Here is a 25307-nt window from a genome sequence, read left to right as displayed (position 1 = left end):
ACGTGCGACTCCTGGTTCCTAGGGGTGTTTTCCGTACGGCCACGCCGGCGTCTCGCCGTGGCGGCGCGCAACCGGTCCGCCACGAGCGCAACCGCCGGTCGCGCGTCCTCAGCCCCGTGCGGCGGGCGGCGGGTGGGGCGGCTTGCCGTACGGCATCAAGCTCAACGTGGGAGGGAAAGCACGATCGTGCCGGTGGCGTGGTCGCCGAGGGACACCTTGCCGCGGACCTCGACCGTCACCTCGCCGGCCTCGCACGAGACCACGGTGCCGTTGAAGGAGAGGCGGTCGCCCGCGTAGGCGGGGACGCCCAGCTTGACGTTGATGCGCCGGATGACCGCCTCGGGCCCCGCCCAGTCGGTCACGTAGCGTTCCACCAGCCCCATCGTGGTGAGGATGTTGAGGAAGATGTCCTTGGATCCCTGGGCCCTGGCCAGCTCGACGTCATGGTGCACCGGGGTGAAGTCCATGGTCGCGAGCGCCGTGGAGACGACCAGTGTGGGGGTGAGATCGAGGGACAGCTCGGGGAGGACCGAACCGACCTCGACCTGATCTTCGGTCAGCGTACGCATCACGACTCCCGTGGCCCCCACATGGGGAGGATCAGTTCGTCATCCATCGCGCGGTAGGTGACGCGCAACGACATACCGATACCCACCGCGTCGACGGGGCAGTCCACAACGTTGCCCACAATCCTCACCCCTTCCGGCAGTTCCACCACGGCCACCACAAAGGGCGTCTCCCGTCCCGGGACGGGCGGGTGGTGGTGAACGACGTAGCTGTAGACGGTGCCCTGGCCGCTCGCCACGACGTGCGTGCGGTTCGTGGAGCGGCAGGCGGGACAGACCGGACCCGGCGGGTGCCGCAGCTCGCCGCAGTCGGCGCAGCTCTGGATGCGCAGCTCGCCCTGCTTCACGCCCTCCCAGAAGAACGCCGTGTCCCGGTTGATCGCGGGCTTCAGCGGATACGCCTTCTGCGGCTTCGCTTTCTCGGGTGGGCGAAATTTCAGTACTCGGAACATCATCTCGGTCACTGGTTCGTCGAACTCGTCGTACCAGGTGACGTTCCAGGTGGCGAAGTAGCCGACGCCGAGCGCGGTCTTCTTCGGCCCGGCCAGATCGGTGAAGCGGGTACCCGGAGTCAGGCGCTCGCCGACCCGGGCGTAGCGGTGATAGGTCTGCTCGCAGTTGGTGGCCACCACGCCCGTGTACCCCTGGGCGTCCAGCTCGGCCATCAGGTCGTCGACCGGCGAACGTTCCTTGGCGCCGCGGCGCACCCCCGGCATCGTCCACACCTGCGACATCGCCGGCGGGGCGACCCCTTTCTCCAGGTAGGCCGGGTTGCCGTCGCCCATGGCGTCCAGCCAGTGGCGGATCATGGGCTCGTTGACGGGGTCCGCCGCCGGGGCGCCCCGCAGCTCCCCCATGGCCACCTGCCTGGCGGCTAGCTCGTGCAGATCCGTCATCGCGGCGGCCTCGGCAGGCTCAGACCCAGCATGGCGATCAGCTCCCGCTGCACCTCGTTGACGCCGCCGCCGAACGTCAGCACCACGGCGCCCTTGACCCCGTGGTCCATCCGTTCCATGAGCTCCCTGGTCTCCGGGTCGGCGGGATCGCCGTACCTGGCCAGGACGTCGCAGACGATCCGGCCGATCTCCTGCATGCGCTCCGAGCCGTAGATCTTGGTGGCGGAGGCGTCGGGGGCGCCCAGCCAGCCCAGGTCCATGTTCGCCGCGACCTGCCAGTTGAGCAGCTCGTTGGTGCGGAAGTAGGCGCGGACTCGCCCCAGGGCCCGCCGTACGTCCGGATTGTCCACCAGGCCCGCCCGGGTGGCCCAGGCCAGGAAGCGGTCGTAGGTCTGGCCGAGGTTGCCTGCGGGCCCGAGGGTGACGCGTTCGTGGTTGAGCTGGTTCACGATGAGGTCCCAGCCCTTGTCCACTTCACCGACGACCATGCTGACGGGCACACGCACGTCCTGGTAGTACGTGGCGTTGGTGTGATGGCGGCCGTCCATGGTGACGATCGGCGTCCAGGAGAAGCCGGGATCGTCGGTGGAGGCGATCATCATGGTGATGCCCTTGTGCTTCTTGGCCGTGGGGTTCGTGCGGGCGGCCAGCCAGATGTGCTGGGCGTAGTGCGCTCCGCTGGTGAAGACCTTCTGTCCGTTGACGACGTAGTGGTCGCCGTCCAGCACCGCGGTCGTCTTCAGCGAGGCCAGGTCCGTGCCGGCCTCGGGTTCGCTGTAGCCGATGGCGAAGTGGCACTCGCCTGCCAGGATGCGCGGCAGGAAGTACTCCTTCTGCTCGGGCGTGCCGTACTGCATCAGCGTCGGGCCGACCGTCTGCAGGGTGATGATCGGGTAGGGGATGCTCGCCCTGGCGATCTCGTTGGCGAAGAGCTGCTGCTCCAGCGGGCCGTAGCCGCCACCGCCGTACTCCTTGGGCCAGCCCAGGCCGAGCTTGCCGTCGCGGCCGAGGCGGCGGCAGTGCTCCATGTAGGCGTCGCCGAACGGATCCTCGGCGATCTTCTTGCGGTCCTCGTCGGTGAGACAACCGCGGAAGTACTCGCGCAGCTCGTCGCGGAGCCGGCGCTGGTCGGGGGTCAGGTCGATCAGCATCAGGCGAGCGCTCCAATCCGGTCGAGCTGCGCGTCCGCGCCGCCGAGCAGGTGGGTCAGGTGCTTGGCGTGCGCGAAGTAGCGGTGCAGCGGGTAGGTCACGTCGAGCCCGAGCCCGCCGTGCAGGTGCTGGCAGGTGTAGAGCGCCTTGAACGCCTCCGACACGTGGAAGGCGGCGATCGCCAGGTCCTCCTCGGCGGGCAGTCCCTCGGCCAGCCGCCAGGCGCCCGACCACATCGCCACGTCCAGCGCCCGCCCGGCGATGTAGACGTCGGCGATCTGCATGGTCACGGCCTGGAACTCGGCCAGCGCCCGGCCGAACTGATTCCTGGTCCTGATGTACTCGGTGGTCAGCTTGAGCGCGCCGGCCAGCACGCCGCCGGCCTGCGCGGCCACGGCGGCGGTGTAGAGCCGCCTGGTCTCCGCGGCGGCCTCCGCGCCGGCCATGCGCTCGCCCTCCACGGTGATCGTCGCGGCGGGCTCGCCGGTGGAGGTGAACTCCGCGATCGCCGCCACCGGGCCCGGCGCCAGGTAGAGCCCGTCGTCGGCGGCCAGCAGGATCACCTCGGCCTGCTCGGCGTACGGCACGCCCTGCCATCTCTGCGCCACGGTTTCCGCGCCGGTGGCCACCGTGCTGATCGTGGCCGACGCCACCCGGTTCTGCTGCTCGGCCGTGCCGTACCTGGCGACGGCGAGCGTGCTCACCAGCCTGGCGAGCATCGGGCCCGGCGCCGCCCGCGCGCCCACCTCGCGCAACACCACGGCCATCTCCACGGGCCCCAGCCCGGCGCCGCCGGCCCGCTCGGGCAGGCACAGCGACAGCAATCCCGCCTGGTCCAGGGCCTGCCACAGCTTCTCGTCGTACGGCGCGCCGCCGCGCTCGTGGGCCTCCAGGCGCTCCTGCGAGGCCTCCTTGGCCAGCACGTCGGCGGCCAGGTCCCGCAGGTCCCGTTGCGTCTCGTCCAGGTTGAAATCCACTAGCCCTCCAGCAGGTCGTGCCGCCCGTGCCTCACGAACGCGTCCTCGATGTCCGCCAGGTCCCTCTCGCCCATCAGACGGAACTCCTCCCGTACGGCGGGCCGCCACCAGACCGGGTCGGTGGTGCGCCACCCCTCCTTGGCCAGGAGGCGCTTGATGATCTTCTGGGAAGCCGTCAACGGAAACTCCCGACAGACCCGGATATATCGGGGTAACGCCTTGGTGCCGAGATCCGCGCGGTCTGCCAGGAACGTGGCGAAGCTTTCGCCGTCGAACGGCCCGTCCAGGATGAGCGCGGCCATCACCTGGTCGCCGGCGGCCGCGTCGGGCACCGGGTAGACGGCGGCCTCGACCACGCCCGGGTACTCCCGCAGGGCGGCCTCGATGGGCGCGACCGCCAGGTTCTCCCCGTCCACGCGCAGCCGCTCGGTACCCCGCCCGGCGAAGAAGACGTAGCCGCTTTTATCGGCATAAGCGAGGTCGCCTGACCAGAACGCGCCCTGCCTGATCCGCTCCGCGTCGGCCTCCGGGTCGTTGTAGTACCCCTCGAACAGGCCCAGGCCCGTGACGTTGACCAGCTCCCCGATCGCCTCGTCCGGGTTCACCAGCCGCCCGTCCACAACCTCGGCCGGCGGGCACGCCTTACCGGTGAACGGGTCCCTGATCTCGATCCCCTCGGGCAGCCTGCCCAGCGACCCCTTCGGGCCTGTGGGGTCGGGCGAGATGGAGATCGCGGTCTCCGTCGAGCCGAAGGCGTCGATCACGTGGCATCCGAACCGCTCGCCGAACCGCCTGGTCGCGCTCGCGCTCCCCTCGTTGCCGAAGGCGAACCGCAACGTGTTGCCGGCATCGTCGGCCCGCTCCGGCGTGGCCAGCACGTACGACAGCGCCTTCCCCACGTAGTGCAGGTAGGTGACCCCGTATCGCCGGATGTCCGGCAACAGCCCCGACGCGGAGAACTTCCGCCGCAGCACCAGCGCGGCCCCCGACGCCACAGCCGGGGCGAAGGCCGCCATCACGGCTCCCGAGTGGAACAGGGGCATCGGGCAGTACACGACGTCGTCGCCGGTCAACATCCCCGCCAGCGAGCGCCCCGGCACGGCCACCTTCCGCTGCGTCACCCGCACGGCCCGCGCCCGCCCCGCCGTCCCCGACGTGAAGATCAGCATCACGAGCTCCCCCGGATCCCTCCCCACCGATACGGCAAGCTCCGGCCTCGCCCCGTCGAGGTTCTCCTGCTGCACCCGCCCCGGCTCCTCGACCTCTCCGCGACTCACTTGCCCCAGCGCCCGGTGGTCTCCCAGGGCCTCCGGCCTCGGCTTCTCGGCGTCTCGCGACGGCACTCTCTGCGCCGGTACGGCGAGCGGTGGTACGGCGGAGCCCGGCGCAACGCGGTCGGCGCCCAGCCCCTCGACCGGACCCACGGGAACGCCTCGCCCCCCGACCGGACCCACGGGAACGCCTCGCCCCCCGACCGGACCCACGGCGCCCAGGCCCTCGGCCGGGACCACGGGAACGCCGAGGGCGTCGCCCACGTGCTGAGCCTGGTCCCTGTACGGGTCGCCCCACACCACCAGGTCGACGTCCGTGGCGCGGGCGTCCCGCTCGAGCTCCACGACCGACCTCGTCGGGTTCAACGCCACGACCACATGAGGGCTGACCCCCGCGGCTCCCAGGAGGAACGCGAACTCCGGCACGTTGTCGCACAGCACACCCACGTGCACCCCGCCCGCCGTACCGGATCCCGTGACGCCGGCCGTACGGGAGAGCTGGTCGGCGACCGCGAGGCAGCGCGCGACGTACTCCCGCCAGGTCCACGTCCGATCCTCGAAGCGCAGCCCGGGACGGTCGTCGGTGGCGCGCGCCGCCAGCAGGGCGGCGAGGGTGTCCGCGGTCATCGCGCCTCCCAGCAAGCGCTCGTTCAGCCGTTCCGCAAACTAGAACAGATTCTAATCTCTGTCTAGTCACCGCGCATGCCGACAAATCCCGAAATGTAGGCGAAGCACGCCAGACATGCGTCTATGCGGTTTCTTTGTGACCCGTGAGTAACAAGCCGGGAAATCGAGAAATCAGATAACGTGTTCTTATGCGCACCACGCAGGCGAGCACCGCCGCGCCCACCAGCGACACAGAGGGGGCCACGGTGCCCCAGCAGCCGCACGGCGGGCACAGCGTCCGTACGCGCAGCCAGCACCAGCGCCGCAAGCGCATCGTCCAGGCCGCCGCCGCCCTCGCCTCACGCGGCGGCGTCGAGGCCATGCAGATGCGCACGGTCGCCGAGCGCGCGGGCGTCGCCCTCGGAACGCTCTACCGCTACTTCCCCTCCAAGATGGACCTGGTCGTCGCCGTCGTCGGCGAGGAGATCGACCTGCTGGAGAACAGCATCGAGCGCCGCCCGCCCGGCGCCGCCACCCCCGCGGGCCGCGCGGTCGACGTCCTCATGCGCGCCACCCGCGGCCTCATGCGCGAGCCCGAACTCGCGGACGCCCTCATCCGCTCCCTCATCATGGCCGAGGTCGAAACCCCCTTCGGCGACCGCATGACGGGCCTCCTCCTCCGCGTCTCCGCCAACGGCCTGACCCGCGACCAGGCCTCGGAGGAGCAACTGGCCCTGGCAGGATCCCTGTCGAGCATCTGGGTCCAGGAACTCCTCGAGATGCTCCGCGGCCGCCGCACCTACGACCAGATCCAACGCCGCATAGAAATAGCCGCCGACCGCCTCCTCCGCGACCTCTAACCCACCCCAACCCCGCGCCCCCAGGAATCACGCGCACAGGCGCCAGGACACCCGTGACACGCGGCAACTCGTGCCGCGCCGGCCCACGACCGTGACGCGCGGGCTCAGGAACCACGGCACGGGGACCAGGACACTCATGCCGCGCAGGCCCAGGACACCGTGACGCGCAGGCCCAGGACACCGTGACGCGCTGCCCAAGACAGGGACGCTGCGGCATGCAGATACGCAGGACCACGCCACGACGAGAACACACCCCACCCACGAGCACGCCCCCAGGCGCCGCGTCGGCGAGACGCGGCACGGCGAAAGTCGGCGCCCCATACGGCGGGGACGGTGGGACCGGGGGACGTGGGTCGCAGGGCGTCGTTGCGGCGCGCAACCACGCGTCGCCGGAGGAGCGTCTCCCTGGACAGGCCCGGGCCGAAGTACGTCGGGTGGCGGTGGCGGCGGCCTGCCGTACCGCTATTTGAGCATGCCGAACTGCCACGTGAGCCTGCCGAACTACCACGCGAGCCCGCCGCACTGCCACATGCGCCCGCCTACCATCGGCGCCAGATCGGCGCGCGCCAGGAGAGCAGGCGGCAGAAGAGCGGGCGTCAGGAGGGCGGGCGGCGGGAGAGCGCGCGACGGGAGGGAGGGGTCAGGCTGTGCGGAAGGTGCGGCGGTAGGTGTGGGGGGAGATGCCGAGGGTGGCGTTGAGGTGCTGGCGGAGGGACGCCGCGGTGCCGAAGCCCGCCCGGGCGGCGATCTGGTCGACGGGAAGGTCGGTGGATTCCAGGAGGTGCCGGGCGAGGGCGACACGTTGCTGGGTGAGCCACTGCCCGGGGCTGAGCCCGACCTCGAGCCGGAAGCGCCGGGTGAACGTGCGGCGGCTCATGCGCGCGTGATCCGCGAGGTGGGCGAGCTGGAGCGGTTCGTGGAGGCGTTCGAGGACCCAGGCGCGGGTGGGCGCCGTGCCCGAGGTGAGGAGCTCGGGCACCGGGCGCTCGACGTACTGGGCCTGGCCGCCGTCGCGCCAGGGCGGGATGATGCACCGCCTGGCGACCTGGTTGGCGACCCGGCTGCCGTGGTCGCGGCGGACGAGGTGCAGGCACAGGTCGATGCCGGCGGACGCGCCCGCGGAGGTGAGGACGTCGCCGTCGTCGACGAACAGCACGTCGGCGTCCATCCGCACGCGGGGGAAGAGCCGGGCGTGGTCGGGCGCGTGCCGCCAGTGCGTGGTCGCGGGCCGGTCGTCGAGCAGCCCGGCGGCTGCCAGGACGTACGAGGCGATGCAGATCGACACGAGCCGGGCGCCGGGCCGCAGGGACGACAGCGCCTCGGCGAGCCCGGACGGCAGCGACGAGGGGCCCGTGACCAGCGGCATCCAGACCGAGGGCGCCAGGACGACGGTGTCGGCGGTGGCCAGGATCCCGGCGTCGTGCGTGACCGCGATCGAGTAGTCGGCCGAGGTGGTGACGGGCCGCCCGTCGAGCGTGCAGGTGAGGACCTCATACAGTGACTCGCCGTCCGGGCTCAGCGCGGCGCCGAAGATCTTCGCCGGAACGCTCAGCTCGAAGGGGATCACACCGTCCAGGGCGAGTACGGCGACGCGGCGCATGGCCCAATCCTTCCATATCTTGGCCATCGGGCCACTTGGGCGGGCACACGGGCGTGAGCATGCTGGAAGGCATGAAGATGCGTGCGATCGTCCAGGACGAGCTGGGCGGCCCCGAGGTGCTGAAGCTGGCGGAGATCGACAGGCCGGAGCCCTGCCCGACCGAGGTGCTGGTCCGGGTGAAGGCCGCGGGGGTGAACCCGACCGACTGGAAGACCAGGGCGTCCGGCGGCCTGCTCGGGCCGCCGCCCTTCCGGGTGGGCTGGGACGTGTCGGGCGTGGTCGAGCAGGTGGGATTCGGAGCGGCGCTGTGGAAGCCGGGCGACGAAGTGTTTGGGATGCTGAAATATCCGGAAGGGGCGGGGGCGTACGCGGAGTACGTCACCGCGCCCGCCCGGCACTTCCGCAAGAAGCCGGAGAGCATCGACCACGTCCAGGCCGCCGCGATCCCCCTGGCCGCGCTGTCCGCCTGGCAGGCCCTGGTCGACACGGGCGGGCTGAAGGGCGGCGAACGCGTCCTCATCCACGCCGCCGCCGGCGGGGTGGGCCACCTGGCCGTCCAGATGGCCAAGGCTCGCGGCGCCTACGTGATAGGCACCGCGAGCGCGGCCAAGCACGGGTTCCTGCGCGGCCTGGGAGCCGACGAGCTGGTCGACTACACCACGACCGACTTCTCCGGGACCGTCAGGGACGTCGACCTGGTGATCGACCTGATCGGCGGCGACTACGGCCCCCGCTCGCTCCGGACGCTGCGCCCGGGCGGGACGATCGTCTCCCTGGCCCTGTCGCGACTGGACCCGACCCTCCACGAGCAGGCCGCCGCCCTGGACATCCGCGACGAGGCCATCCTGGTCGAGGCGGACCAGGCGGGGCTGAAGGCGATCGCCGCCCTGGTCGACGCGGGGCGCCTGCGCGTCGAGGTGGCCGCCGCCCTGCCCCTGGAGGAAGCGGCCAAGGCACACGAACTGGGCGAGACCAACAGGACGGCCGGCAAGATCGTCCTCATCTGCGACTGACCGGCCGGCGGGAACTCCTCGGACTTGTCGGTGCGGGATTGTATACAGGGGTCATGACATCGAACGAGGAGTTCCTCCGGCAGGCGGACCCGCTGCGGCGCGAGCTGCTGGCGCACTGCTACCGGATGATGGGCTCGGTGCACGACGCCGAGGACCTCGTCCAGGAGACATACCTGCGCGCGTGGAAGGCCTACGACGGGTTCGAGGGCCGCTCGTCGCTGCGGACCTGGCTGTACCGCATCGCGACCACGACCTGCCTGACGGCGCTCGACAGCCGTAACAGGCGGCCGCTGCCGACCGGGTTGGGGGCGCCGAGCTCGGAGCCGACCGCCGAGCTGGTGCAGCAGCCGGAGGTGCCCTGGCTGGAGCCGATGCCCGACTCCATGATCGCCGCGGGCGTCGACGACCCGGCCACGATCGTGGGTGCCAGGGAGAGCATCAGGCTCGCGCTCATCGCCGCGCTGCAGCACCTGCCGCCGCGGCAGCGGGCGATCCTGGTCCTGCGCGACGTGCTGCGCTGGAAGGCGACCGAGGTGGCCGAGGCGCTCGACACCACGGTGGCGGCCGTCAACAGCGGCCTGCAGCGGGCGCGCGCCCAGCTGGCCGACGTCGCCCCGAGCGAGGACGACACCTACGAGCCGCTCACGCCCGAGCAGAAGGAGCAGCTCGACCGCTACGTGGCCGCGTTCGAGAACTACAACGTGTCGGCCATCGTCGAGCTGTTCACCCGCGACGCCGTCTGGGAGATGCCGCCCTTCATCGGCTGGTACCAGGGGCCCGAGAACATCGGCACGCTCATCGCCACGCAGTGCCCCGCCAAGGGCCCCGGCGACCTGCACCTGGTTCCCACCTGGGCGAACGGGCAGCCGGCGTTCGGGATGTACCTGCGCGACGGCGACGTCTACCGGCCGTTCGGGATGCCGGTCATCACCTTCGAGGGCGACAAGGTCAGCCATGTCGGGATGTTCTTCGACCTGAGCCTGTTCGAGACGTTCGGCCTGCCGAGCTCTATCGAAGCAAAGTAGAACGCGTTACAGTCTCCACCAGAGCATCGTTCTGGAGGCGACTGTGGGCACACCGGTGATCGTCGAGGCCGTCCGTACTCCGATCGGCAAGCGCAACGGCCTGCTGTCGGGGCTCAAGCCCCAGCAGGTGCTCGCCGCGGCGATGAACGGCGTGGTCGAGCGGGCCGGCATCGACCCGGCCGTCGTCGGCCAGGTGTTCGCCGGGTGCGTGACCCAGGCGGGCGAGCAGGGCGGCCACGTCGGGCGCTACTCGTGGCTGTATGCCGGGCTGCCCTACCAGACCGGGGTGACGACGCTGGATGCCCAGTGCGGCTCGTCGCAGCAGGCCGTACATCTGGCGGCGGCGCTGATCCAGGCGGGCGTGGTCGACGTGGCGATCGGCTGCGGGGTCGAGGTGATGAGCCGGGCGCCGCTCGGCAGCAACGTGCTGCCCGCCAAGCCGCGGCCCGACGACTGGAGCATCGACATGCCCGACCAGTTCACCGCGGCCGAGCGGATCGCCGCCAGGCGGGGGCTCACCAGGGAGCGGCTTGACTGGTTCGGCGCCCGCTCGCAGCAGCTGGCCGCCAAGGCGTGGGCCGACGGCCGCTTCGAGCGCGAGATCGTCCCCATCGGCGACGTGCGCAGGGACGAGGGCCTGCGCGAGACCACGGCCGAGAGTCTGGCGGCGCTCAAGCCGGTCATGCCCGGCGCCCTGCACACCGCGGGCACCTCCTCGCAGATCTCCGACGGCGCCGCCGCCGTCCTGCTGATGAGCTCAGAAAAAGCTCGTGAGTACGGCCTGCGGCCCCGCGCCCGCATCCTGGCCCAGGCCCTCGTCGGCGCGGAGCCGTACTACCACCTCGACGGGCCGGTGGACGCCACGGCCAAGGTCCTGACGGCGGCGGGCATGACGATGGGCGACATCGACAGGTTCGAGGTGAACGAGGCCTTCGCCTCGGTGGTGTTGTCGTGGGCGAGCGTGCACGAGCCGGACCTCGACCGGGTCAACGTCAACGGCGGCGCGATCGCGCTCGGCCATCCCGTCGGGGCCACCGGGGCCCGGCTGATCACCACGGCGCTGCACGAGCTGGAACGCTCGGAGTCGGCCACCGCGCTGGTCACGATGTGCGCGGGAGGGGCGCTGGCCACGGCGACCATCCTGGAGCGGGTGGCGTGAAAACCGCTGGCCGCCGCCACGCCACCTCAGCGAGACTCGGAGCACCATGAAGACGTCGCGGCGCCAGCCGTACTCACAGCAACGGCCGCAGGACCTCGGGGACGGGGTGTGGAGCGTGCCCGTGCCGATCCCCGGCAATCCGCTCGGTTACACGCTCGTCTACGCGATCGAGTCGCCCAGGGGGCCGGTGCTGGTCGACGCCGGGTGGAACCATCCGGACGCCTGGGCCGCGCTGCGCGACGGGCTGGCGGCACTGGGCCTGGACGTCTCGGACGTGAGCGGGGTGGTCGTCACCCATTTCCATCCGGATCACGCGGGGCTGGCCGGGCAGGTCAGGGAGGCGTCCGGCGCCTGGATCGCGCTGCACGAGGCCGACGCGGCGCTGGTCAGGCTCATGCACTCCTTCGGCGACAGCGAGCACCGCAGCTTCCAGGCCGACATGCTGCGGCGGGCCGGCGCGGGCGACGAGGACGCCGAGGCGGCCACCGAACGCAGGCTCTCCGCGCCCGCGCTGCCCGATCGGGAGCTGCGCGACGGCGATCTGGTGGACCTGCCGGGCAGGAAGCTGCGCGCCGTGCACACGCCCGGGCACACACCCGGTCACGTGTGCCTCCACCTCGAGGACGCCGACCGGCTGTTCACCGGCGACCACGTCCTCCCCGACATCACCCCCCACATCGGGATTTATCCGTATGACCGGGATGATGTCGATCCTTTGGGCGATTTCCTGGAGTCTCTTGAGCGGGTGCGCACGCTGGGCCCGCTCGACGCGCTCCCCGCGCATGAGTGGATATTTCCGGATGTGGCCGCGCGGGCGGCCGAGATCCGCCACCATCACGAGGACAAGCTCGTACGGCTGGCCGCCCTGCTGGCCGAGCGGGCGGAGCCGCCGACCATCTGGGAGACCGCCGCGATGATGACCTGGAACAGGCCGTGGGACCAGCTGTCCCCCATGCTGCGGGGCATGGCGGCCGGCGAGGCGGCCGCCCATCTGCGTGCCCTCGAGGTGCGCGGCGTGGTCGGGCGGGTGGCCGGTGTCGATCCCGTGCGCTTCCAGGCTCTAGACTCGTAGACATCCGATGTCTAGGGAGAAGAGCGTGGCGGTCACCGACGCGGCGATCGACAAGATCAAGCAAATGATCCTCTCGGGCGAGCTGACCCCGGGCGACCGGCTGCCCAAGGAGGCCGACCTCGCCGAGCGGCTGGGCCTCTCGCGCAACTCGCTGCGCGAGGCGGTGCGCGCGCTCGCGCTCATCAACGTGCTCGACGTACGGCAGGGCGACGGCACCTACGTCACCAGCCTGGAGCCGCACCTGCTGCTCGACACCATGTCGTTCGTCCTCGACCTGCACCGCGACGACACCGTGCTGCAGTTCTTCGAGGTGCGCAGGATCCTGGAGCCGGCCGCGACGGCGATGGCGACCAAGCTCATGACGGACGAGGAGATCGACGAGCTGCGCGTCATCCTGGAGTCGCTGCCCGCCGAGCCCACGATCGAGGAGCTGGTTGCCAACGACCTGCGCTTCCACCAGCGCATCGCGCAGGGCTCGGGCAACAGCGTGCTGTGCTCGTTCATCGAGAGCCTGTCGGGGCCGACCACCCGGGCCCGGATCTGGCGCGGCCTCACCCAGGAAGGCGCGCTGGAGAAGACGATGGAGCAGCACACCGCGATCTACGAGGCCATGGCCGGCCGCCAGGCGGACGTCGCCCGCTCCTGGGCCACGGTCCACGTGGCCGGCGTCGAATCCTGGCTGCGCCACGCCCTCGCCTGACCTTCCCTCGCCCGGGGATGGGTATGGGCTCTTCGTGGCCGACAAACTGGAGAACTATCGCAGCAAGCGTGACCCGGCGCGCACCCCCGAGCCGATCCCCGAGGCCGAGCACCCCGGTGACGGCAACGCCTACGTGATCCACGAGCACCACGCCCGCGCCCTCCACTGGGACCTGCGGCTGGAGCGCGACGGCGTGCTGGCCTGCTGGGCGATCCCCAAAGGCCTGCCGCAGGACCCCGGCACCAACCACCTGGCCGTGCACACGGAGGACCACCCGATCGAGTATCTGGACTTCTCCGGCGACATCCCCAGGGGCGAGTACGGCGGCGGCGCCATGACCGTCTGGGACCGCGGCGTCTACGAGCCGGAGAAGTGGTCCGACCGCGAGGTCAAGGTCGTCCTGCACGGCGAGCGCGTCTCGGGCCGCTACGCGCTGTTCCAGACCAGGGGCAAGGACTGGATGATCCACCTCATGGGCGCCGCCACGCGCGATCCGCTGCCGCCGCTGGAGCCCATGCTGCCGGTCGAGCGCGCCAAACCGCCCAGGGACGCCGACGCCTACGCCTTCGAGTTCGCCTGGGGCGGGCAGCGCCTGCTGGTCCCGATCGAGGGCGGGCGCACGGACGCGGCCCGCGAGCATCCCTGGCTCCGCCCGCTGGCGGCCTCCTTCGGCACCCGCACCTCGATCCTGGACGGCGAGATCGTCACCCTCTCGGGGACGCGGGTCTTCGTGGCCTACGACCTCCTCTACGACGACGGCCGCTCGCTGACCACGCAGCCCTACACCGCTCGTCGCGAGGCCCTGGACGCGCTCGACCTCACCGGTGCGCGCTGGCAGACGGCGCCCTGCTGGCCTGGCCACCCCGAACCCGTCCTGCAGACGGCCCGCGCCCAGCACCTGCCCGGCATCCTCGCCAAACGCCTCTCCTCCTCCTACGAGCCCGGCGTCTCCAAGTCCTGGCTCTATATCCCCACCCCTTAGGTCATGGGGGTGGGAAGAGCCGGCGTTCGAGGTGGCCGGAGCGGCGGCCGAGGGAGATCTTGAGCGGGACCAGGATGAGCCAGAGCAGCGCGACCTGGATCGTCACGTCGTCGACGCGCACGACGTGCAGGAAGATGCGGCGGTTGGCGCGCCACAGGGCCGCGATGACCAGGAAGCTCAGCGCGTAGGCGCCGACCTTCGGCAGTACGGCGTGCAGAGCGGCCAGGAACTCGGTCGGGGACAGGTCGGCGCCGATGGAGATGTCCAGCACCAGGAGCGTGACCGCGATGGCGTAGACGCCATCCGTGAGCACCAGCAGCCGATCCGGCTCGGAAGCCCGCAAACCCGTCAGTGGTGGAACCCCTTCCTGGCGTGGTCGGGCGGCGTCCCCCTGGTCAGCCGCTCGACGGAGCGCTCGATGTCGTCGCCGAGCAGCGAGACGGCGTCCCGCCCGATGCCGTGCCGGACCAGGACCCGCTGGATGACCGTCTCCTGCCTGGCGGGCGGCAGCGGGTAGGAGGGCACCTGCCAGCCGCGCATGCGCAGCTGGTCGCTCAGGTCGTACAGCGACCAGCCGGGGTCGCCCGCCAGCTTGTAGGAGACCGCGGGCAGCGCCGTACCGCCGTCGTAGAGCAGCTCGAACGGCCCCGTCGCGGTGATCCGCTCCGCCAGGTACTTGGCGGTGTCGGCGCAGGCCAGGTGGACCTTGCGGTAACCCTCGCGGCCGAGACGGAGCAGCGTGTAGTACTGCGCGATGATCTCCCCTCCCGGGCGGGAGAAGTTGAGCGCGAAGGTCGGCATGTCGCCGCCCAGGTAGCTCACCCGGAAGATGAGCTCCTCGGGCAGCGCCGCCGCGTCGCGCCAGACGATCCAGCCGCATCCCAGGGGCGCCAGGCCGTACTTGTGCCCGGAGGCGTTGATCGAGGCGACCCGGTCGAGCCGGAAGTCCCACACCACGTCCGGCTGCACGAACGGCGCGACGAAACCGCCGCTGGCCGCGTCCACGTGCAGCGGGATGTCGAGGCCCGTGTCGGCCTGGATGGCGTCCAGCTCCGCGGCGAGCTCGGCGATCGGCTCGTAGTCGCAGGTGTAGGTGACGCCCATGATGCCGACGACGCCGATGGTGTTCTCGTCGACGTGGGCGCGCAGCTGGTGCGGCCGCAGGCCGGTGGCGTCGGGCTCGAGCGGCACCTGGCGCAGCTCCACGTCGAAGTAGCGGGCGAACTTCTCCCAGCACACCTGGACGGGACCGCACACCAGGTTGGGCTGGCCGGTGCCCGTGCCGCGCTTGCGCCAGCGCCACTTCAGCGCGAGCCCGCCGAGCATGGCCGCCTCGCTGGAGCCGGTGGTCGAGCAGCCGGTCGTGGTCCGCTCGCTCGGCGAGTTCCACAGGTCGGCCAGGATGTGCACGCAGCGGCTCTCGATCTCGGCCGTCTGCGGGTACTCGTCCTTGTCGATCATGTTCTTGTCGAGGTTCTCGTCCATCAGCCGGTGGACTTCCTCGTCGGCCCAGGTCGTGCAGAACGTCGCCAGGTTCTGCGCGGAGTTGCCGTCCAGCGCCAGCTCGCCGCGGAGCAGCGCGTAGACCACGCGCGGATCGGACTCGCCGACGGGCATGCGGTATTTGGGCAGCGTCTGCTCGCTCAGCGGCATGGTGTAGACGTCCTCGAAGGCGGACTTCGCGGACACTTTGTGCAGAGCCATGCCGAGGGGCGTTCCCCCTTTCGGGATTCGGTCAACTACCGACTGTCTCCAGCTCTGCCCAAAGCTCCTCGGGGATCTCGCGCTCCCACAGCGCGGCGTTGGCCCTGACCTCCTCGGGCGAGCGGGCTCCGAGCACGACGGAGGCCACCGCCGGGTGCCGCAGCGGGAACGCCATCGCGGCCTGCGGCAGGGCGACGCCGTACGATTCGCAGATCTTCGCGATCTTCCTGGCCCGGTCCACCATCGGCCCGGGCGCGGGCACGTAGTCGAAGGTGCTGCCGGGCTCCCTGGTGGCCAGCATGCCGCTGTTGAACACCCCGGCCGCCAGCACCCGGACGCCGCGCTCGGCACACAGGTCCAGCAGCGGCAGCCCTGACCGGTCGAGCAGCGTGTACCTGCCGGCCAGCATGACCACGTCGAGGTCGGTCTCCCTGACGAAGCGCGCCGGGACGCGCCACTGGTTCATCCCCACGCCGACCGCGCCGATGACGCCCTGGTCGCGCAGCTCGGCCAGCGCCGGGTAGGCCTCGTCGAGCGCCTGCTCCACGTGGTCGTCGGGGTCGTGGATGAGCGCGATGTCGATCCTCGGTACGGCCAGCCGTACCAGAGACTCCTCCAGCGACCGCAGAACCCCGTCGCGCGAGAAGTCCCACGTGCGCCGCAGGTCGGAGACGATGTCGAACCCCTCGGGGTCAGGCCCTGCAGGACCGGGGAGCAGCAGCCGGCCGACCTTGGTCGACAGCACGTACCCGGAGCGGTCGTGCAGCGCCTCGCCCAGGCGCCGCTCGGACAGCCCGAGCCCGTAGTGCGGCGCCGTGTCGAACAGCCGCACCCCCGCCTCCCACGCGGCGTCCATGGTCGCGCGGGCCTGCTCGGGGCTGACCGCCCGGTACAACCCCGCGATCGGGGCGGCGCCGAAGCCGTGGCGCGGCAGCTCGATCACGTCATCTCCCAGACCAGCTTCAGGCCCGAGGAGTCCTTGTCGAACTCGCCGTCCAGCAGGCGGTTCATCTGCTTCTGCCAGGCCTGGTCGGCCGGGTGGTCGCGCAGCGCCTCCTGCAGGACGGCGTAGTCGTCGACCTCGACGAAGTGGAACAGGTCGAGCCCATCGCGGAAGATGCGCCAGGAGCGCACGCCGTGCTCGCGCATGGCCGCCTCGAGCTCGGCCGGGATCGTGGCGTGCTCGCTGTCGTAGGTGTCCTCCATGCCGGGCTTGAGTCGGGTGTGGATGGCCAGCCGTTCCATCAGTCCTGCGCCTTTCCGCCCGCGATCCGGCTGATCATCAGCGCGATCAGGATGATGCAGCCGTAGACGACGGGCTGCCAGAAGCCCGAGACGCCCTTCAGCGTGAGGATGTTCTGCACCAGGCCGATCACCAGTACACCGGTGAGCGCGCCGAGGATCGTGCCCTTGCCGCCGTCCATGCTGACGCCGCCGATGACCGCGGCGGCGAAGACCATGAAGATCCAGCCGACGCCCTGCCCGTTGCCGATGGCTCCCAGGCGACCTGTCTCCAGCACGCCGGCGAGCGCGGCCAGCACGCCGCCGAGGATGAACACGCCCCACAGCACCCGGTCCACCCGGATGCCCGCGGCCCTGGCGGCATCGATGTTGCCGCCGATGGCGTACAGCGCGCGGCCGATCCGCAGATAGCCCATGCCGAAGATGCCGAGCGCGAACAGCACGCCCGCGATCCAGATGGAGGCCGGCAGGCCAAACCACACGGCGCTGCCCAGGTACAGGATCGAGTCGGGCAGCTGGAAGAGCGTCTTGCCCTGGGTCGGCCCCTGCAGCAGGCCGTGCACGATGATCAGCATGGCCAGCGTGACGATGAACGCCGACAGCTGGAACCTGATGATCAGGAACCCGTTGAACGCCCCGATGGCCGCCCCGATCAGCAGCGCCAGCGGGATCACCAGCACCCCTGGCAGGTTGAGGCCGAACCCGCCTGCCGCGGCCGGGATCACCAGCATCACCGCGAGCCCGGGCGCGGTGCCGACCGTCGACTCCAGCGACAGGTCGAACTTGCCCGCGATCAGGATCATCGCCTCGGCCAGCACCAGCAGCGAGATCGAGGCCTGCTGCTGCAGCACGTTGGTCAGGTTGCCCGCCGTCAGGAACGTCGGGTCCAGGATCGCGCCCACCACGAGCAGCAGCACGATCACCGGGACCAGCGTCAGGTCCCTGAACCTGGCCATCCGCACGCGGGGGGTGGGCGCAGTCAATGTGGTCACTCTTCGATGCCTTCCATCACGGCCACGAGCTCGTGGTCGGTCCAGCCACGCGGCACATCCTTGACGACCCTGCCGTGGAACATCACCAGCACCCGGTCGCAGATCCGCAGGTCGTCCAGCTCGTCGGAGACCACCACGGCCCCCGCCCCACGCTCGACCGCGTCCTCCACGGCGCCGAGCAGCGCCTGCTTGGCCTTCACGTCGACCCCTGCGGTCGGGTTGATCACGACCAGCGCGGACGGGTCGTCGACCAGCGCCCGGGCGAACACCACCTTCTGCGCGTTCCCGCCGGACAGGTCTCCGACCGGCTGGTCGGGCCCCTCGGTCTTGATGTCCAGGTCCTTGATGAGCTGTACGGCTTTCGCCCGGCGCTTGGCCGGGATCACCATGCCGAACCGGCCGAGCTTGCGGGCGATCGGGATCGTGGCGTTCTCGCCCACCGACAGCAGCGGGACGAAGCCCTCATGGTGGCGGTCCTCGGGGACGAAGCCGAGCCCGGCCTCCAGGGCGGCGGGCACGTCGCCGGTTTTCACGGGCCGGCCGTTGATCGTCACCGTGCCCGCGTCCGGCTTGCGGAGGCCCACCAGGGTTTCCGCGACGCTGACCTTGCCACTGCTGCCGGAACCCGCCAGGCCGACGACCTCTCCCGATTTAACGGAAATATCAACATCGGTGTAGCGGCCGGCCAGCGACAGGCTCTCCCCCGCCAGGACCACGTCGGTGCCCGCCGTACGGGAGCGAGACTCGTAGGCCAGGGTGGCCTCGCCGGTCATGGCCGCGACGAGCTCGTCGTGCGGCAGGTCCGCGACCTGCTTGGTGAGCACGTGGCGGGCGTCGCGGAAGACCGTGACGCTCTGGCAGATCTCGTACACCTCGTCCAGGTGGTGCGAGATGTACATCATCGTCACGCCCTGCTCGCGCAGCGCCCGCATGCGGGTGAAGAGGCGCTCGATGGCCGGGCCGTCCAGCCTGGCCGTGGGCTCGTCGAGGATGATGAACCTCGCGCCGAACGACAGCGCGCGGGCGATCTCCAGCAGCTGGCGCTGCTCCACGCTCAGCGAGCCGGCCAGCGCCTCGGCGTCGACGTCGACCTCGTAGGTGGCCAGCAGCTCGCGGGCCCTGGCACGCAGGTCACGCCACTTGATGTAGGTGCCCTGCCGGTTGAGGAAGAGGTTCTCGGCCACGGTCAGCGCGGGGATGATCGTGGACTTCTGGTAGACGCAGGCCACGCGCTGCCGCCACGCGTCCCTGTCGGCGAGGACGGGCGCCGCCTCTCCCGAGTACAGCACCTCGCCCTCGTCCGGCCGCTGGAGCCCGGTGAGGATCGACACCAGGGTGGACTTCCCCGCGCCGTTCCTGCCGACGAGCGCGCGGGTCTCGCCCTCGGCGATCTCGATGCCCGCGCCGTTCAGCGCGGTCGTCGGACCAAAGCGCTTCGTGACATTTCGAGCTTCAACGTGATTTTTCATTACTTGACCTGGTTGCCCCAAAGGGTCTTGTCGTCGACGTTGTCCTTCGTGACCAGCGGGGCCGGAAGCTGGTCCTCCAGACCGTTGGGCAGCTGGATGATCGTGCTGTCGTGGTCCGTCGGGCCCGGCTTGAACGTCTTACCCTCGATCGCGGCCTTGGCGTAGAAGAGCGCGTACTTGGCGTACAGGTCGGCCGGCTGGGAGACCGTCGCGTCGATCTCGCCCTTGCGGATCGCCTCGTACTCCTGCGGGATGCCGTCGTTGGAGACCACGAAGACGTGCTTGGGGTCGCTCGGCGGGACCAGCAGGCCCTTCTGCTTGAGCACCTGCAGCGTCGGCGCCAGGTGGACGCCGCCGGCGTGCATGTAGATCCCCTTGATGTCCGGGTTCTGCTCCAGGCGGGTCTGCAGCATGGACGCGGCCTTGCTGCCCTCCCACTCCGTCGGCTCGCTGAAGACGGTGATGCCGGGGAACTTGGTCTTCATGCAGTCCAGGAACGCCTCGGACCGGTCACGCCCGTTGACCGACGACAGCGCGCCCTGCAACTGGACGACCTTGCCCTTGCCGCCCAGTTGCTGGCCGAGGAACTCGCAGGCCTTGGTGCCGTAGGCGCGGTTGTCGGCGCGTACCACCATGTAGACCTTGCCCTTGTCCGGGCGGGTGTCGACGGAGATGACCGGGATCTTCTTGTTCTCCAGCTGCTGGAGGGTCGTGGCGATCGCGCCGGTGTCCTGCGGGGCCATGATGATCGCCTTGGCGCCCTGGCCGGTCAGCGCCTGGACGTTGCTGACCAGCTTGGTGACGTCGTTCTGCGAGTTGGTCGGCGGCATCAGGTCGACCTTGAGCTCACTGGCCATCTGCGGGACGTACTTGATGTAGGAGTTCCAGAAGTCCGAGTCGGCGCGCGGGTGGTCGATGCCGACCTTCCCGCCACCGCCGCCTCCTGAGGCGGTGGTGCCGTTGGAGCAGGCCGCGAGCAGCACGGCCGCTGCCGCTGTCGCGAGGGCTGGTGCGAGCTTCATGGGAGGTACCTTCCTTAGTTCGTCGGCCGGAGCCGCAATCCCTGCATCCCGCCGTCCACCGCGAGCGAGGTGCCCGTGGTGGCGCCGGCCTCCGGCCCGGCCAGGTAGGCGATCGCCGCGGCGACCTCCTCCGCCCTGACCAGGCGGCCCATCGGCTGCCTGGCGTTGAGTGCCATGCGCTCGGCCTCTGGATCGTCGGCCGCGTCCAGCAGCCGGCCGACCCACGGCGTGTCCGCGGTGCCCGGGTTGACGCAGTTGACCCGGATGCCCTCGTGGACGTGGTCGGCCGCCATCGCCAGCGTCAGCGACAGCACCGCGCCCTTGGTGGCGCTGTAGAGAGCCCGGTTCGGCAGCCCGGCCGTCGCCGCGATCGAGCAGGTGTTGACGATCGAGGCGTTCTCCGACCCCCGCAGGTACGGCAGGGCCGCCCTGGCCACCCGGACCATGCCGAAGACGTTGACGTCGAACACCCGCTGCCATTCGGAGTCCAGATTGTCCTCGATCGTGCCCTGGGCGCCGATGCCTGCGTTGTTGACGACGACGTCGATGCCGCCCAGCCGCTCGGCGGCCTCCGCGACCGCGGCGCGTACCTGGGCGTCATCGGTGATGTCGACCTTGATGCCGACGAACGGGTCGCCGGGCGGATTCACGTCGAGACAGGCGACCTGCCACCCGCGCTCGACGAAGAGCGTCGCGGTGGCCAGGCCGATCCCGGATCCGCCACCGGTCACGAGCGCCTTCAGTGGGGCTCTCATTGGTCCCTCCAGACCTCGCCGCCGGGGTAGCTGTGGGCGACGATCGATTCCTCGTGCATCTCCGCGCTGAATCCGGGCCGTTCCGGGGCGGCGTACCGGCCGTTGGTGATGACGACCGGGTCGACGAAGTGCTCGTGCAGATGGTCGACGTACTCGATCACCCGGTCGTCCATCGACCCGCTGATCGACACGTAGTCGAACATCGACAGGTGCTGCACCAGCTCGCACAGCCCGACGCCGCCCGCGTGCGGGCAGACCGGGATGCCGAAGCGGGCCGCCAGCAGCAGGATCGCGATGTTCTCGTTGACACCGCCGACCCTGGCCGAGTCGATCTGCAGGTAGGAGATGGCTCCCGCCTGCAGGAGCTGCTTGAAGACGATCCGGTTCTGCACGTGCTCGCCGGTGGCCACCGGGATGGGCTTGATGCCCTCGGCGATGGCGGCGTGGCCGAGGACGTCGTCCGGGCTGGTGGGCTCCTCCACCCAGTGTGGGTTGAAGTGGCGCAGCGCGTTCACCCACTCGATGGCCGAGGAGACGTCCCAGCGCTGGTTGGCATCGATCGCGATGGGGAAGTCGGGGCCGCACACCTCGCGGGCGGTGGTGAAGCGGCGCACGTCGTCCTGCAGGTCGGCGCCGACCTTCAGCTTGATCTGCTTGAACCCCTGGTCCAGGGCCTCCTTGCAGAGCCTGCGCAGCTTGTCGTCGTCGTAGCCGAGCCAGCCAGGGGACGTGGTGTAGGCCGGGTACCCATGCGCCTTGAGATGATTTATCCGCTCTTGCTTGCCCTTTTCAGCATTTTTCAGGATCTGGAGGGCTTGCTCCGGGGTCAGTGCGTCGCTGAGGTAGCGGAAGTCGACCAGGTCGACGATCTCCTCAGGCGTCATCTCCGACAGCAGCACCCACAGCGGCTTGCCCGCGCGCTTGGCCTTCAGGTCCCACAGCGCGTTCACCACGGCGGAGATCGCCATGTGCATGACGCCCTTCTCGGGCCCCAGCCAGCGCAGCTGCGAGTCGTTGATCATCTCCTTGTAGAGGGAGCCCAGGTCCTCGGCATCCTTGCCGATGACGTGCGGCTCCAGCGCGCTGATCGCCGCCGTCTGCACGTCGTTGCCGCGCCCGATGGTGAAGGCGAACCCATGCCCGGAGTAGCCGTCGTCGGTCCGCAGGATCACGTAGGCGGCCGAGTAGTCGGGATCGGGGTTCATGGCATCGGAACCGTCGAGTTCCCTCGAGGTCGGAAAGCGGATGTCGTGGGTCTCCATCCCCACGATCCGGTAGCTCATGCTTGCCCCACTGTCTGCCGCTGGCGGCCCAGGCCGTCGATCTCCAGCTCCACCACGTCCCCCTCACGCAGGTACGGCTGGCCGGGCATCCCCATGGCCACTCCGGCGGGAGTGCCGGTGTTGATGACGTCGCCCGGTTCGAGCACCATGAACTGGCTCAGATACCGGACGATCTCGGCCACCTCGAAGATCATGTTCTTGGTGTTGCCGTTCTGGCGCCGCTCGCCGTTCACCCACAGCCGCATCCCCAGGTCCTGCGGGTCGGACACCTCGTCGGCGGTCACCAGCCACGGGCCCATCGGATTGAACGTCTCGCAGGACTTGCCCTTGTCCCACTGCCCGCCGCGCTCCAGCTGGAACTCCCGCTCGGACACGTCATTGGAGATCGCGTACCCGGCGATCCGGCTGAGAGCCTCCTCCCGGGACTCCAGGTAGCGGCAGGTCTGGCCGATCACCACGGCCAGCTCGACCTCCCAGTCGGTCTTCGTGCTCCCCCTGGGCACGAGCACCTGGTCAGCGGGGCCGATCATCGTGTTGGGCGCCTTCATGAACACCACGGGCTCACTCGGTACGGCGGCGCCGGACTCGGCGGCGTGGTCGCTGTAGTTCAGACCGATGCACACGATCTTGCCCGGGCGCGCGACCGGGGCGCCGACGCGCAGTCCCTCGGCGTCGACCACGGGCAGGGCGTCACGCTCCAGCGCGTCACGGACGCGCGCCACTCCCCCGGAAGCGAGGAAAGCCCCGTCGATCTCGGGCTCCCCGATGTCCCGCAGGTTGCCGGCGGCGTCCATCACCACCGGGCGCTCCTGGCCGACAGGTCCTACTCGCAGCAGCTTCACACCGCATCCTTCGCCTATACATCGGATGTCTCTAGCCCCGATGCTTGTCTCAGGAGGTGGGCGCTGTCAAGGCTTCGGAACGCGAAACATCCGATCTGTGGAGATCACATTCGTTGGACGCGCACGACAAACGGTTGCAAAGGGTGTTGTTGCCCCCTTCAGCTCCGATCTTTGATGGTTCTGGCGATGCCGCCATCTGGTTCGGCCAAAGACCCGATGACTGCGACTTTATGGTCACCGTAGCAAGATCCTGTTCTAGTGAAGGTTGACTCAGGCCGGAAGGCGTAATAGAACACGTTTCAATACGGCTATTTAACCAAGCGCTTGATCAAGGGTGGTTGGAGTGCACATCGACCTCGTCGACCGGGACCACTACGCGACCGCGGGGCCACCCCACGAGCAGCTGCGCTGGTTGCGGGCGAACGAACCCGTCTACCGGCACGCGGGCGAGCCCGGTTTCTGGGCCGTCACCCGCTACGAGGACGTCGTCCACGTCTCGCGGCACTCGGAGCTCTTCTCCTCGCACCGGCGGCTCGCCCTGTTCGACGAGGTGCCGCAGGAGCAGGTGGAGCTGCAGCGGCTGATGATGCTCAATCAGGACCCGCCCGAGCACACGCGGCGGCGGTCACTGGTCAACCGCGGGTTCACGCCACGCACCATCGGGGGCCTCGAACAGCACATCCGCGACATCTGCGACGACCTGCTGGACAAGTGCTCCGGGGAGGTCGACTTCGTCACCGAGGTGGCCGCGCCGCTGCCGCTCTACGTGATCTGCGAACTGCTCGGCGCGCCCGTCGAGGACCGCGACAAGCTCTTCAACTGGTCGAACCGGATGATCGGCGCCCAGGATCCCGACTACGCGGCCTCACCCGAGGAGGGCGGCGCCGCGGCCGGCGAGGTCTACGCCTACGCCAACCAGCTGGCCGCCCAGCGCCGTGCCGCGCCCCGCGACGACATCGTCACCAAGCTCCTGCAGCCCTCGGAGGCGGGCGAGACGCTGGACGAGAGCGAATTCGACCTGTTCGTGCTGCTGCTGATCGTCGCGGGCAACGAGACCACCCGCAACGCCGCCTCCGGCGGGATGCTCGCCCTCTTCGAGCATCCCACGCAGTGGGAACGCCTGGTCGCCGACCCGTCGCTGGCCCGCACGGCCGCCGACGAGATCGTGCGCTGGGTCTCGCCGGTGAACCTCTTCCGGCGTACGGCCACGGCGGACCTCACGCTCGGCGGGCAGCAGATCAAGGCTGACGACAAGGTCGTCGTCTTCTACTCCTCGGCCAACCGCGACACCTCGGTCTTCCCTGACGCGGAGGTCTTCGACATCGGCCGCGACCCCAACCCGCACATCGGCTTCGGCGGCGGAGGGGCGCACTTCTGCCTCGGCAACCACCTGGCCAAGCTCGAACTCCGCATCCTCTTCGAACAACTGGCCCGCCGCTACCCCCACCTCCACCAAACAGGCCAAGCCCGCCGCCTCCGCTCAAACTTCATCAACGGCATAAAAGAACTCCCCGTATCCCTCTCCTAACCCCCACCACCCCCCAACCCACGCCGCCACCCCAACCCGCACCCTCCCACCACGGTCACGGTTGCCCCGGGACGCAACTCCCAGGAAACGGCCTCCCAACACGTAGCCTCCCGGCCCGCGCCCCTGCCCCTCCCACGACCATGCCCCCTCCTGGCGCCGGGTCGGCGAGACGCCGGACGGCGGTCCTCGGCGCCCTGAACGGCGGCCCGCCGAGACCCGGGGTACGCGGCGGCCCCAGGACGCAACCTCCCAGGACACAGCCCCCCGACACGCAGCCTCCCAGGATGCGCGCCCCCTGCCCCCTGCCCCCTGCCCCCTGCCCCACGGCAACGCCCCTCCTGGCGCCGGGTCGGCGAGATGTTGGTCGACTGTCGTCGGCGCCATTGAACGGCGGCCCGCTGAGGCCCTGGGATGTGGGCTACAGGGCGTCGTAGTGGCGGCCGGCCACGCGCTGGAGGAGCGTCTCCCTGGACGGAGCCCTGCCGCGTGCGGCGGGTGGCGGTGGGGGTGGCCTGCCGTACCTCTGGGGAGGCCGGAAAGCCGCGTGTAGGACAGCAGCGCTCAAGGACAGCCCTGCTCAAGGACAGCAGCG

The 25307-nt window shown here is 70.1% G+C and carries 24 protein-coding genes; 8 read left to right on the top strand and 16 right to left on the bottom strand.

What is annotated here, in order from left to right; all coding sequences use genetic code 11:
• Positions 1–161: 161 nt before the first annotated feature.
• From ACIBHX_RS16645 to ACIBHX_RS16625, 5 genes are read right to left on the bottom strand one after another with little or no spacing between them, the layout of a single operon-like run.
• The gene (locus ACIBHX_RS16645; protein WP_397067960.1) at positions 162–569 is read right to left on the bottom strand and encodes a MaoC family dehydratase; all 408 of its coding nucleotides are present in this window, start codon (positions 567–569) and stop codon (positions 162–164) included.
• Positions 569–1462, bottom strand: a complete 894-nt coding sequence (locus tag ACIBHX_RS16640) for a bifunctional MaoC family dehydratase N-terminal/OB-fold nucleic acid binding domain-containing protein (protein WP_397067959.1) — start codon at positions 1460–1462, stop codon at positions 569–571. The genes ACIBHX_RS16645 and ACIBHX_RS16640 overlap by 1 nt, the downstream gene beginning before the upstream one ends.
• Positions 1459–2613 (bottom strand): acyl-CoA dehydrogenase family protein, encoded by a 1155-nt coding sequence (locus ACIBHX_RS16635; protein ID WP_397067958.1) that lies wholly within the window; start codon positions 2611–2613, stop codon positions 1459–1461. Before ACIBHX_RS16635 ends, ACIBHX_RS16640 begins: the two co-directional genes overlap by 4 nt.
• Positions 2613–3590, bottom strand: a complete 978-nt coding sequence (locus tag ACIBHX_RS16630) for an acyl-CoA dehydrogenase family protein (RefSeq protein WP_397067957.1) — start codon at positions 3588–3590, stop codon at positions 2613–2615. The genes ACIBHX_RS16635 and ACIBHX_RS16630 overlap by 1 nt, the downstream gene beginning before the upstream one ends.
• Positions 3590–5488 carry an AMP-binding protein gene (locus tag ACIBHX_RS16625; protein ID WP_397067956.1) on the bottom strand — a complete coding sequence of 633 codons (1899 nt, stop codon included), beginning with the start codon at positions 5486–5488 and terminating at the stop codon, positions 3590–3592. The genes ACIBHX_RS16630 and ACIBHX_RS16625 overlap by 1 nt, the downstream gene beginning before the upstream one ends.
• 188 nt (positions 5489–5676) lie before the next feature.
• Between ACIBHX_RS16625 and ACIBHX_RS16620 the strand changes: the two genes are divergently transcribed.
• Positions 5677–6327 (top strand): TetR family transcriptional regulator, encoded by a 651-nt coding sequence (locus ACIBHX_RS16620; protein WP_397067955.1) that lies wholly within the window; start codon positions 5677–5679, stop codon positions 6325–6327.
• A 640-nt stretch (positions 6328–6967) separates the two neighbouring features.
• Here the strand turns inward: ACIBHX_RS16620 and ACIBHX_RS16615 are convergent.
• The gene (locus ACIBHX_RS16615; protein WP_397067954.1) at positions 6968–7927 is read right to left on the bottom strand and encodes a GlxA family transcriptional regulator; all 960 of its coding nucleotides are present in this window, start codon (positions 7925–7927) and stop codon (positions 6968–6970) included.
• 77 nt (positions 7928–8004) lie between these two features.
• Here ACIBHX_RS16615 and ACIBHX_RS16610 point away from each other — a divergent pair, with 77 nt between their 5' ends.
• The 6 genes from ACIBHX_RS16610 to ACIBHX_RS16585 are packed head-to-tail and all read left to right on the top strand — an operon-like array spanning position 8005 to position 13878.
• Entirely contained in the window at positions 8005–8940 is a 936-nt protein-coding gene (locus tag ACIBHX_RS16610; protein WP_397068328.1) for an NADP-dependent oxidoreductase, read from the top strand.
• Positions 8941–8993: 53 nt separating this feature from the next.
• Complete coding sequence (locus ACIBHX_RS16605; protein ID WP_397067953.1) at positions 8994–9965, top strand: sigma-70 family RNA polymerase sigma factor; 972 nt, start codon at positions 8994–8996, stop codon at positions 9963–9965.
• A gap of 43 nt (positions 9966–10008) precedes the next feature.
• Positions 10009–11124, top strand: a complete 1116-nt coding sequence (locus ACIBHX_RS16600; protein WP_397067952.1) for a steroid 3-ketoacyl-CoA thiolase — start codon at positions 10009–10011, stop codon at positions 11122–11124.
• A 46-nt stretch (positions 11125–11170) separates the two neighbouring features.
• Entirely contained in the window at positions 11171–12196 is a 1026-nt protein-coding gene (locus ACIBHX_RS16595; RefSeq protein ID WP_397067951.1) for an MBL fold metallo-hydrolase, read from the top strand.
• 25 nt (positions 12197–12221) lie between these two features.
• Positions 12222–12896 (top strand): FadR/GntR family transcriptional regulator, encoded by a 675-nt coding sequence (locus tag ACIBHX_RS16590; RefSeq protein ID WP_397067950.1) that lies wholly within the window; start codon positions 12222–12224, stop codon positions 12894–12896.
• A gap of 34 nt (positions 12897–12930) precedes the next feature.
• A complete protein-coding gene (locus tag ACIBHX_RS16585; RefSeq protein ID WP_397067949.1) occupies positions 12931–13878 on the top strand; it encodes a DNA polymerase ligase N-terminal domain-containing protein in 948 nt (315 codons plus the stop codon).
• A 1-nt stretch (position 13879) separates the two neighbouring features.
• On the opposite strand, the gene ACIBHX_RS16580 is transcribed toward ACIBHX_RS16585, so the two are convergent.
• Genes ACIBHX_RS16580 through ACIBHX_RS16535 form a run of 10 tightly spaced genes read right to left on the bottom strand, consistent with a single transcriptional unit; the run spans position 13880 to position 23187 of the window.
• On the bottom strand, positions 13880–14221 hold the full coding sequence (locus ACIBHX_RS16580; RefSeq protein WP_397067948.1) for a TMEM175 family protein: 342 nt from the start codon (positions 14219–14221) through the stop codon (positions 13880–13882).
• 5 nt (positions 14222–14226) lie between these two features.
• Positions 14227–15582 (bottom strand): glutamate decarboxylase, encoded by a 1356-nt coding sequence (locus ACIBHX_RS16575; RefSeq protein WP_397067947.1) that lies wholly within the window; start codon positions 15580–15582, stop codon positions 14227–14229.
• A gap of 31 nt (positions 15583–15613) precedes the next feature.
• Positions 15614–16525, bottom strand: coding sequence for an aldo/keto reductase (locus ACIBHX_RS16570; RefSeq protein ID WP_397067946.1), 912 nt, complete (start codon positions 16523–16525; stop codon positions 15614–15616).
• Positions 16522–16827 (bottom strand): L-rhamnose mutarotase, encoded by a 306-nt coding sequence (locus tag ACIBHX_RS16565; protein WP_397067945.1) that lies wholly within the window; start codon positions 16825–16827, stop codon positions 16522–16524. Before ACIBHX_RS16565 ends, ACIBHX_RS16570 begins: the two co-directional genes overlap by 4 nt.
• A complete protein-coding gene (locus tag ACIBHX_RS16560) occupies positions 16827–17816 on the bottom strand; it encodes an ABC transporter permease (protein WP_397067944.1) in 990 nt (329 codons plus the stop codon). Before ACIBHX_RS16560 ends, ACIBHX_RS16565 begins: the two co-directional genes overlap by 1 nt.
• Positions 17813–19285: a sugar ABC transporter ATP-binding protein gene (locus ACIBHX_RS16555; RefSeq protein WP_397067943.1), complete on the bottom strand. Its 1473-nt coding sequence runs from the start codon at positions 19283–19285 to the stop codon at positions 17813–17815. The genes ACIBHX_RS16560 and ACIBHX_RS16555 overlap by 4 nt, the downstream gene beginning before the upstream one ends.
• On the bottom strand, positions 19285–20307 hold the full coding sequence (locus ACIBHX_RS16550; RefSeq protein ID WP_397067942.1) for a sugar ABC transporter substrate-binding protein: 1023 nt from the start codon (positions 20305–20307) through the stop codon (positions 19285–19287). Before ACIBHX_RS16550 ends, ACIBHX_RS16555 begins: the two co-directional genes overlap by 1 nt.
• Before the next feature lie 14 nt (positions 20308–20321).
• A complete protein-coding gene (locus ACIBHX_RS16545) occupies positions 20322–21062 on the bottom strand; it encodes an SDR family NAD(P)-dependent oxidoreductase (RefSeq protein WP_397067941.1) in 741 nt (246 codons plus the stop codon).
• A complete protein-coding gene (locus ACIBHX_RS16540) occupies positions 21059–22345 on the bottom strand; it encodes an L-fuconate dehydratase (protein WP_397067940.1) in 1287 nt (428 codons plus the stop codon). Before ACIBHX_RS16540 ends, ACIBHX_RS16545 begins: the two co-directional genes overlap by 4 nt.
• Positions 22342–23187 carry a fumarylacetoacetate hydrolase family protein gene (locus tag ACIBHX_RS16535; RefSeq protein WP_397067939.1) on the bottom strand — a complete coding sequence of 282 codons (846 nt, stop codon included), beginning with the start codon at positions 23185–23187 and terminating at the stop codon, positions 22342–22344. The genes ACIBHX_RS16540 and ACIBHX_RS16535 overlap by 4 nt, the downstream gene beginning before the upstream one ends.
• 343 nt (positions 23188–23530) lie before the next feature.
• On the opposite strand from ACIBHX_RS16535, the gene ACIBHX_RS16530 reads away from it, so the two are divergent.
• The gene (locus ACIBHX_RS16530; RefSeq protein WP_397067938.1) at positions 23531–24715 is read left to right on the top strand and encodes a cytochrome P450; all 1185 of its coding nucleotides are present in this window, start codon (positions 23531–23533) and stop codon (positions 24713–24715) included.
• Positions 24716–25307 lie beyond the last annotated feature (592 nt).

Source organism: Nonomuraea sp. NPDC050536 (assembly GCF_044457685.1).
Classification (GTDB): Bacteria; Actinomycetota; Actinomycetes; order Streptosporangiales; family Streptosporangiaceae; genus Nonomuraea.
The sequence above is the reverse complement of the archived record's forward strand: the minus strand, read 5'-3'. Positions and strand labels throughout refer to the sequence as shown.

Excerpts from the sequence above, each read along its gene's own strand:
- ACIBHX_RS16645 (WP_397067960.1), bottom strand. The coding sequence starts at position 569 with ATGCGTACGCTGACCGAAGATCAGGTCGAGGTCGGTTCGGTCCTCCCC.
- ACIBHX_RS16640 (WP_397067959.1), bottom strand. The coding sequence starts at position 1,462 with ATGACGGATCTGCACGAGCTAGCCGCCAGGCAGGTGGCCATGGGGGAG.
- ACIBHX_RS16635 (WP_397067958.1), bottom strand. The coding sequence starts at position 2,613 with ATGCTGATCGACCTGACCCCCGACCAGCGCCGGCTCCGCGACGAGCTG.
- ACIBHX_RS16625 (WP_397067956.1), bottom strand. The coding sequence starts at position 5,488 with ATGACCGCGGACACCCTCGCCGCCCTGCTGGCGGCGCGCGCCACCGAC.
- ACIBHX_RS16620 (WP_397067955.1), top strand. The coding sequence starts at position 5,677 with ATGCGCACCACGCAGGCGAGCACCGCCGCGCCCACCAGCGACACAGAG.
- ACIBHX_RS16615 (WP_397067954.1), bottom strand. The coding sequence starts at position 7,927 with ATGCGCCGCGTCGCCGTACTCGCCCTGGACGGTGTGATCCCCTTCGAG.
- ACIBHX_RS16610 (WP_397068328.1), top strand. The coding sequence starts at position 8,005 with ATGCGTGCGATCGTCCAGGACGAGCTGGGCGGCCCCGAGGTGCTGAAG.
- ACIBHX_RS16605 (WP_397067953.1), top strand. The coding sequence starts at position 8,994 with ATGACATCGAACGAGGAGTTCCTCCGGCAGGCGGACCCGCTGCGGCGC.
- ACIBHX_RS16595 (WP_397067951.1), top strand. The coding sequence starts at position 11,171 with ATGAAGACGTCGCGGCGCCAGCCGTACTCACAGCAACGGCCGCAGGAC.
- ACIBHX_RS16575 (WP_397067947.1), bottom strand. The coding sequence starts at position 15,582 with ATGGCTCTGCACAAAGTGTCCGCGAAGTCCGCCTTCGAGGACGTCTAC.
- ACIBHX_RS16565 (WP_397067945.1), bottom strand. The coding sequence starts at position 16,827 with ATGGAACGGCTGGCCATCCACACCCGACTCAAGCCCGGCATGGAGGAC.
- ACIBHX_RS16555 (WP_397067943.1), bottom strand. The coding sequence starts at position 19,285 with ATGAAAAATCACGTTGAAGCTCGAAATGTCACGAAGCGCTTTGGTCCG.
- ACIBHX_RS16550 (WP_397067942.1), bottom strand. The coding sequence starts at position 20,307 with ATGAAGCTCGCACCAGCCCTCGCGACAGCGGCAGCGGCCGTGCTGCTC.
- ACIBHX_RS16545 (WP_397067941.1), bottom strand. The coding sequence starts at position 21,062 with ATGAGAGCCCCACTGAAGGCGCTCGTGACCGGTGGCGGATCCGGGATC.
- ACIBHX_RS16540 (WP_397067940.1), bottom strand. The coding sequence starts at position 22,345 with ATGAGCTACCGGATCGTGGGGATGGAGACCCACGACATCCGCTTTCCG.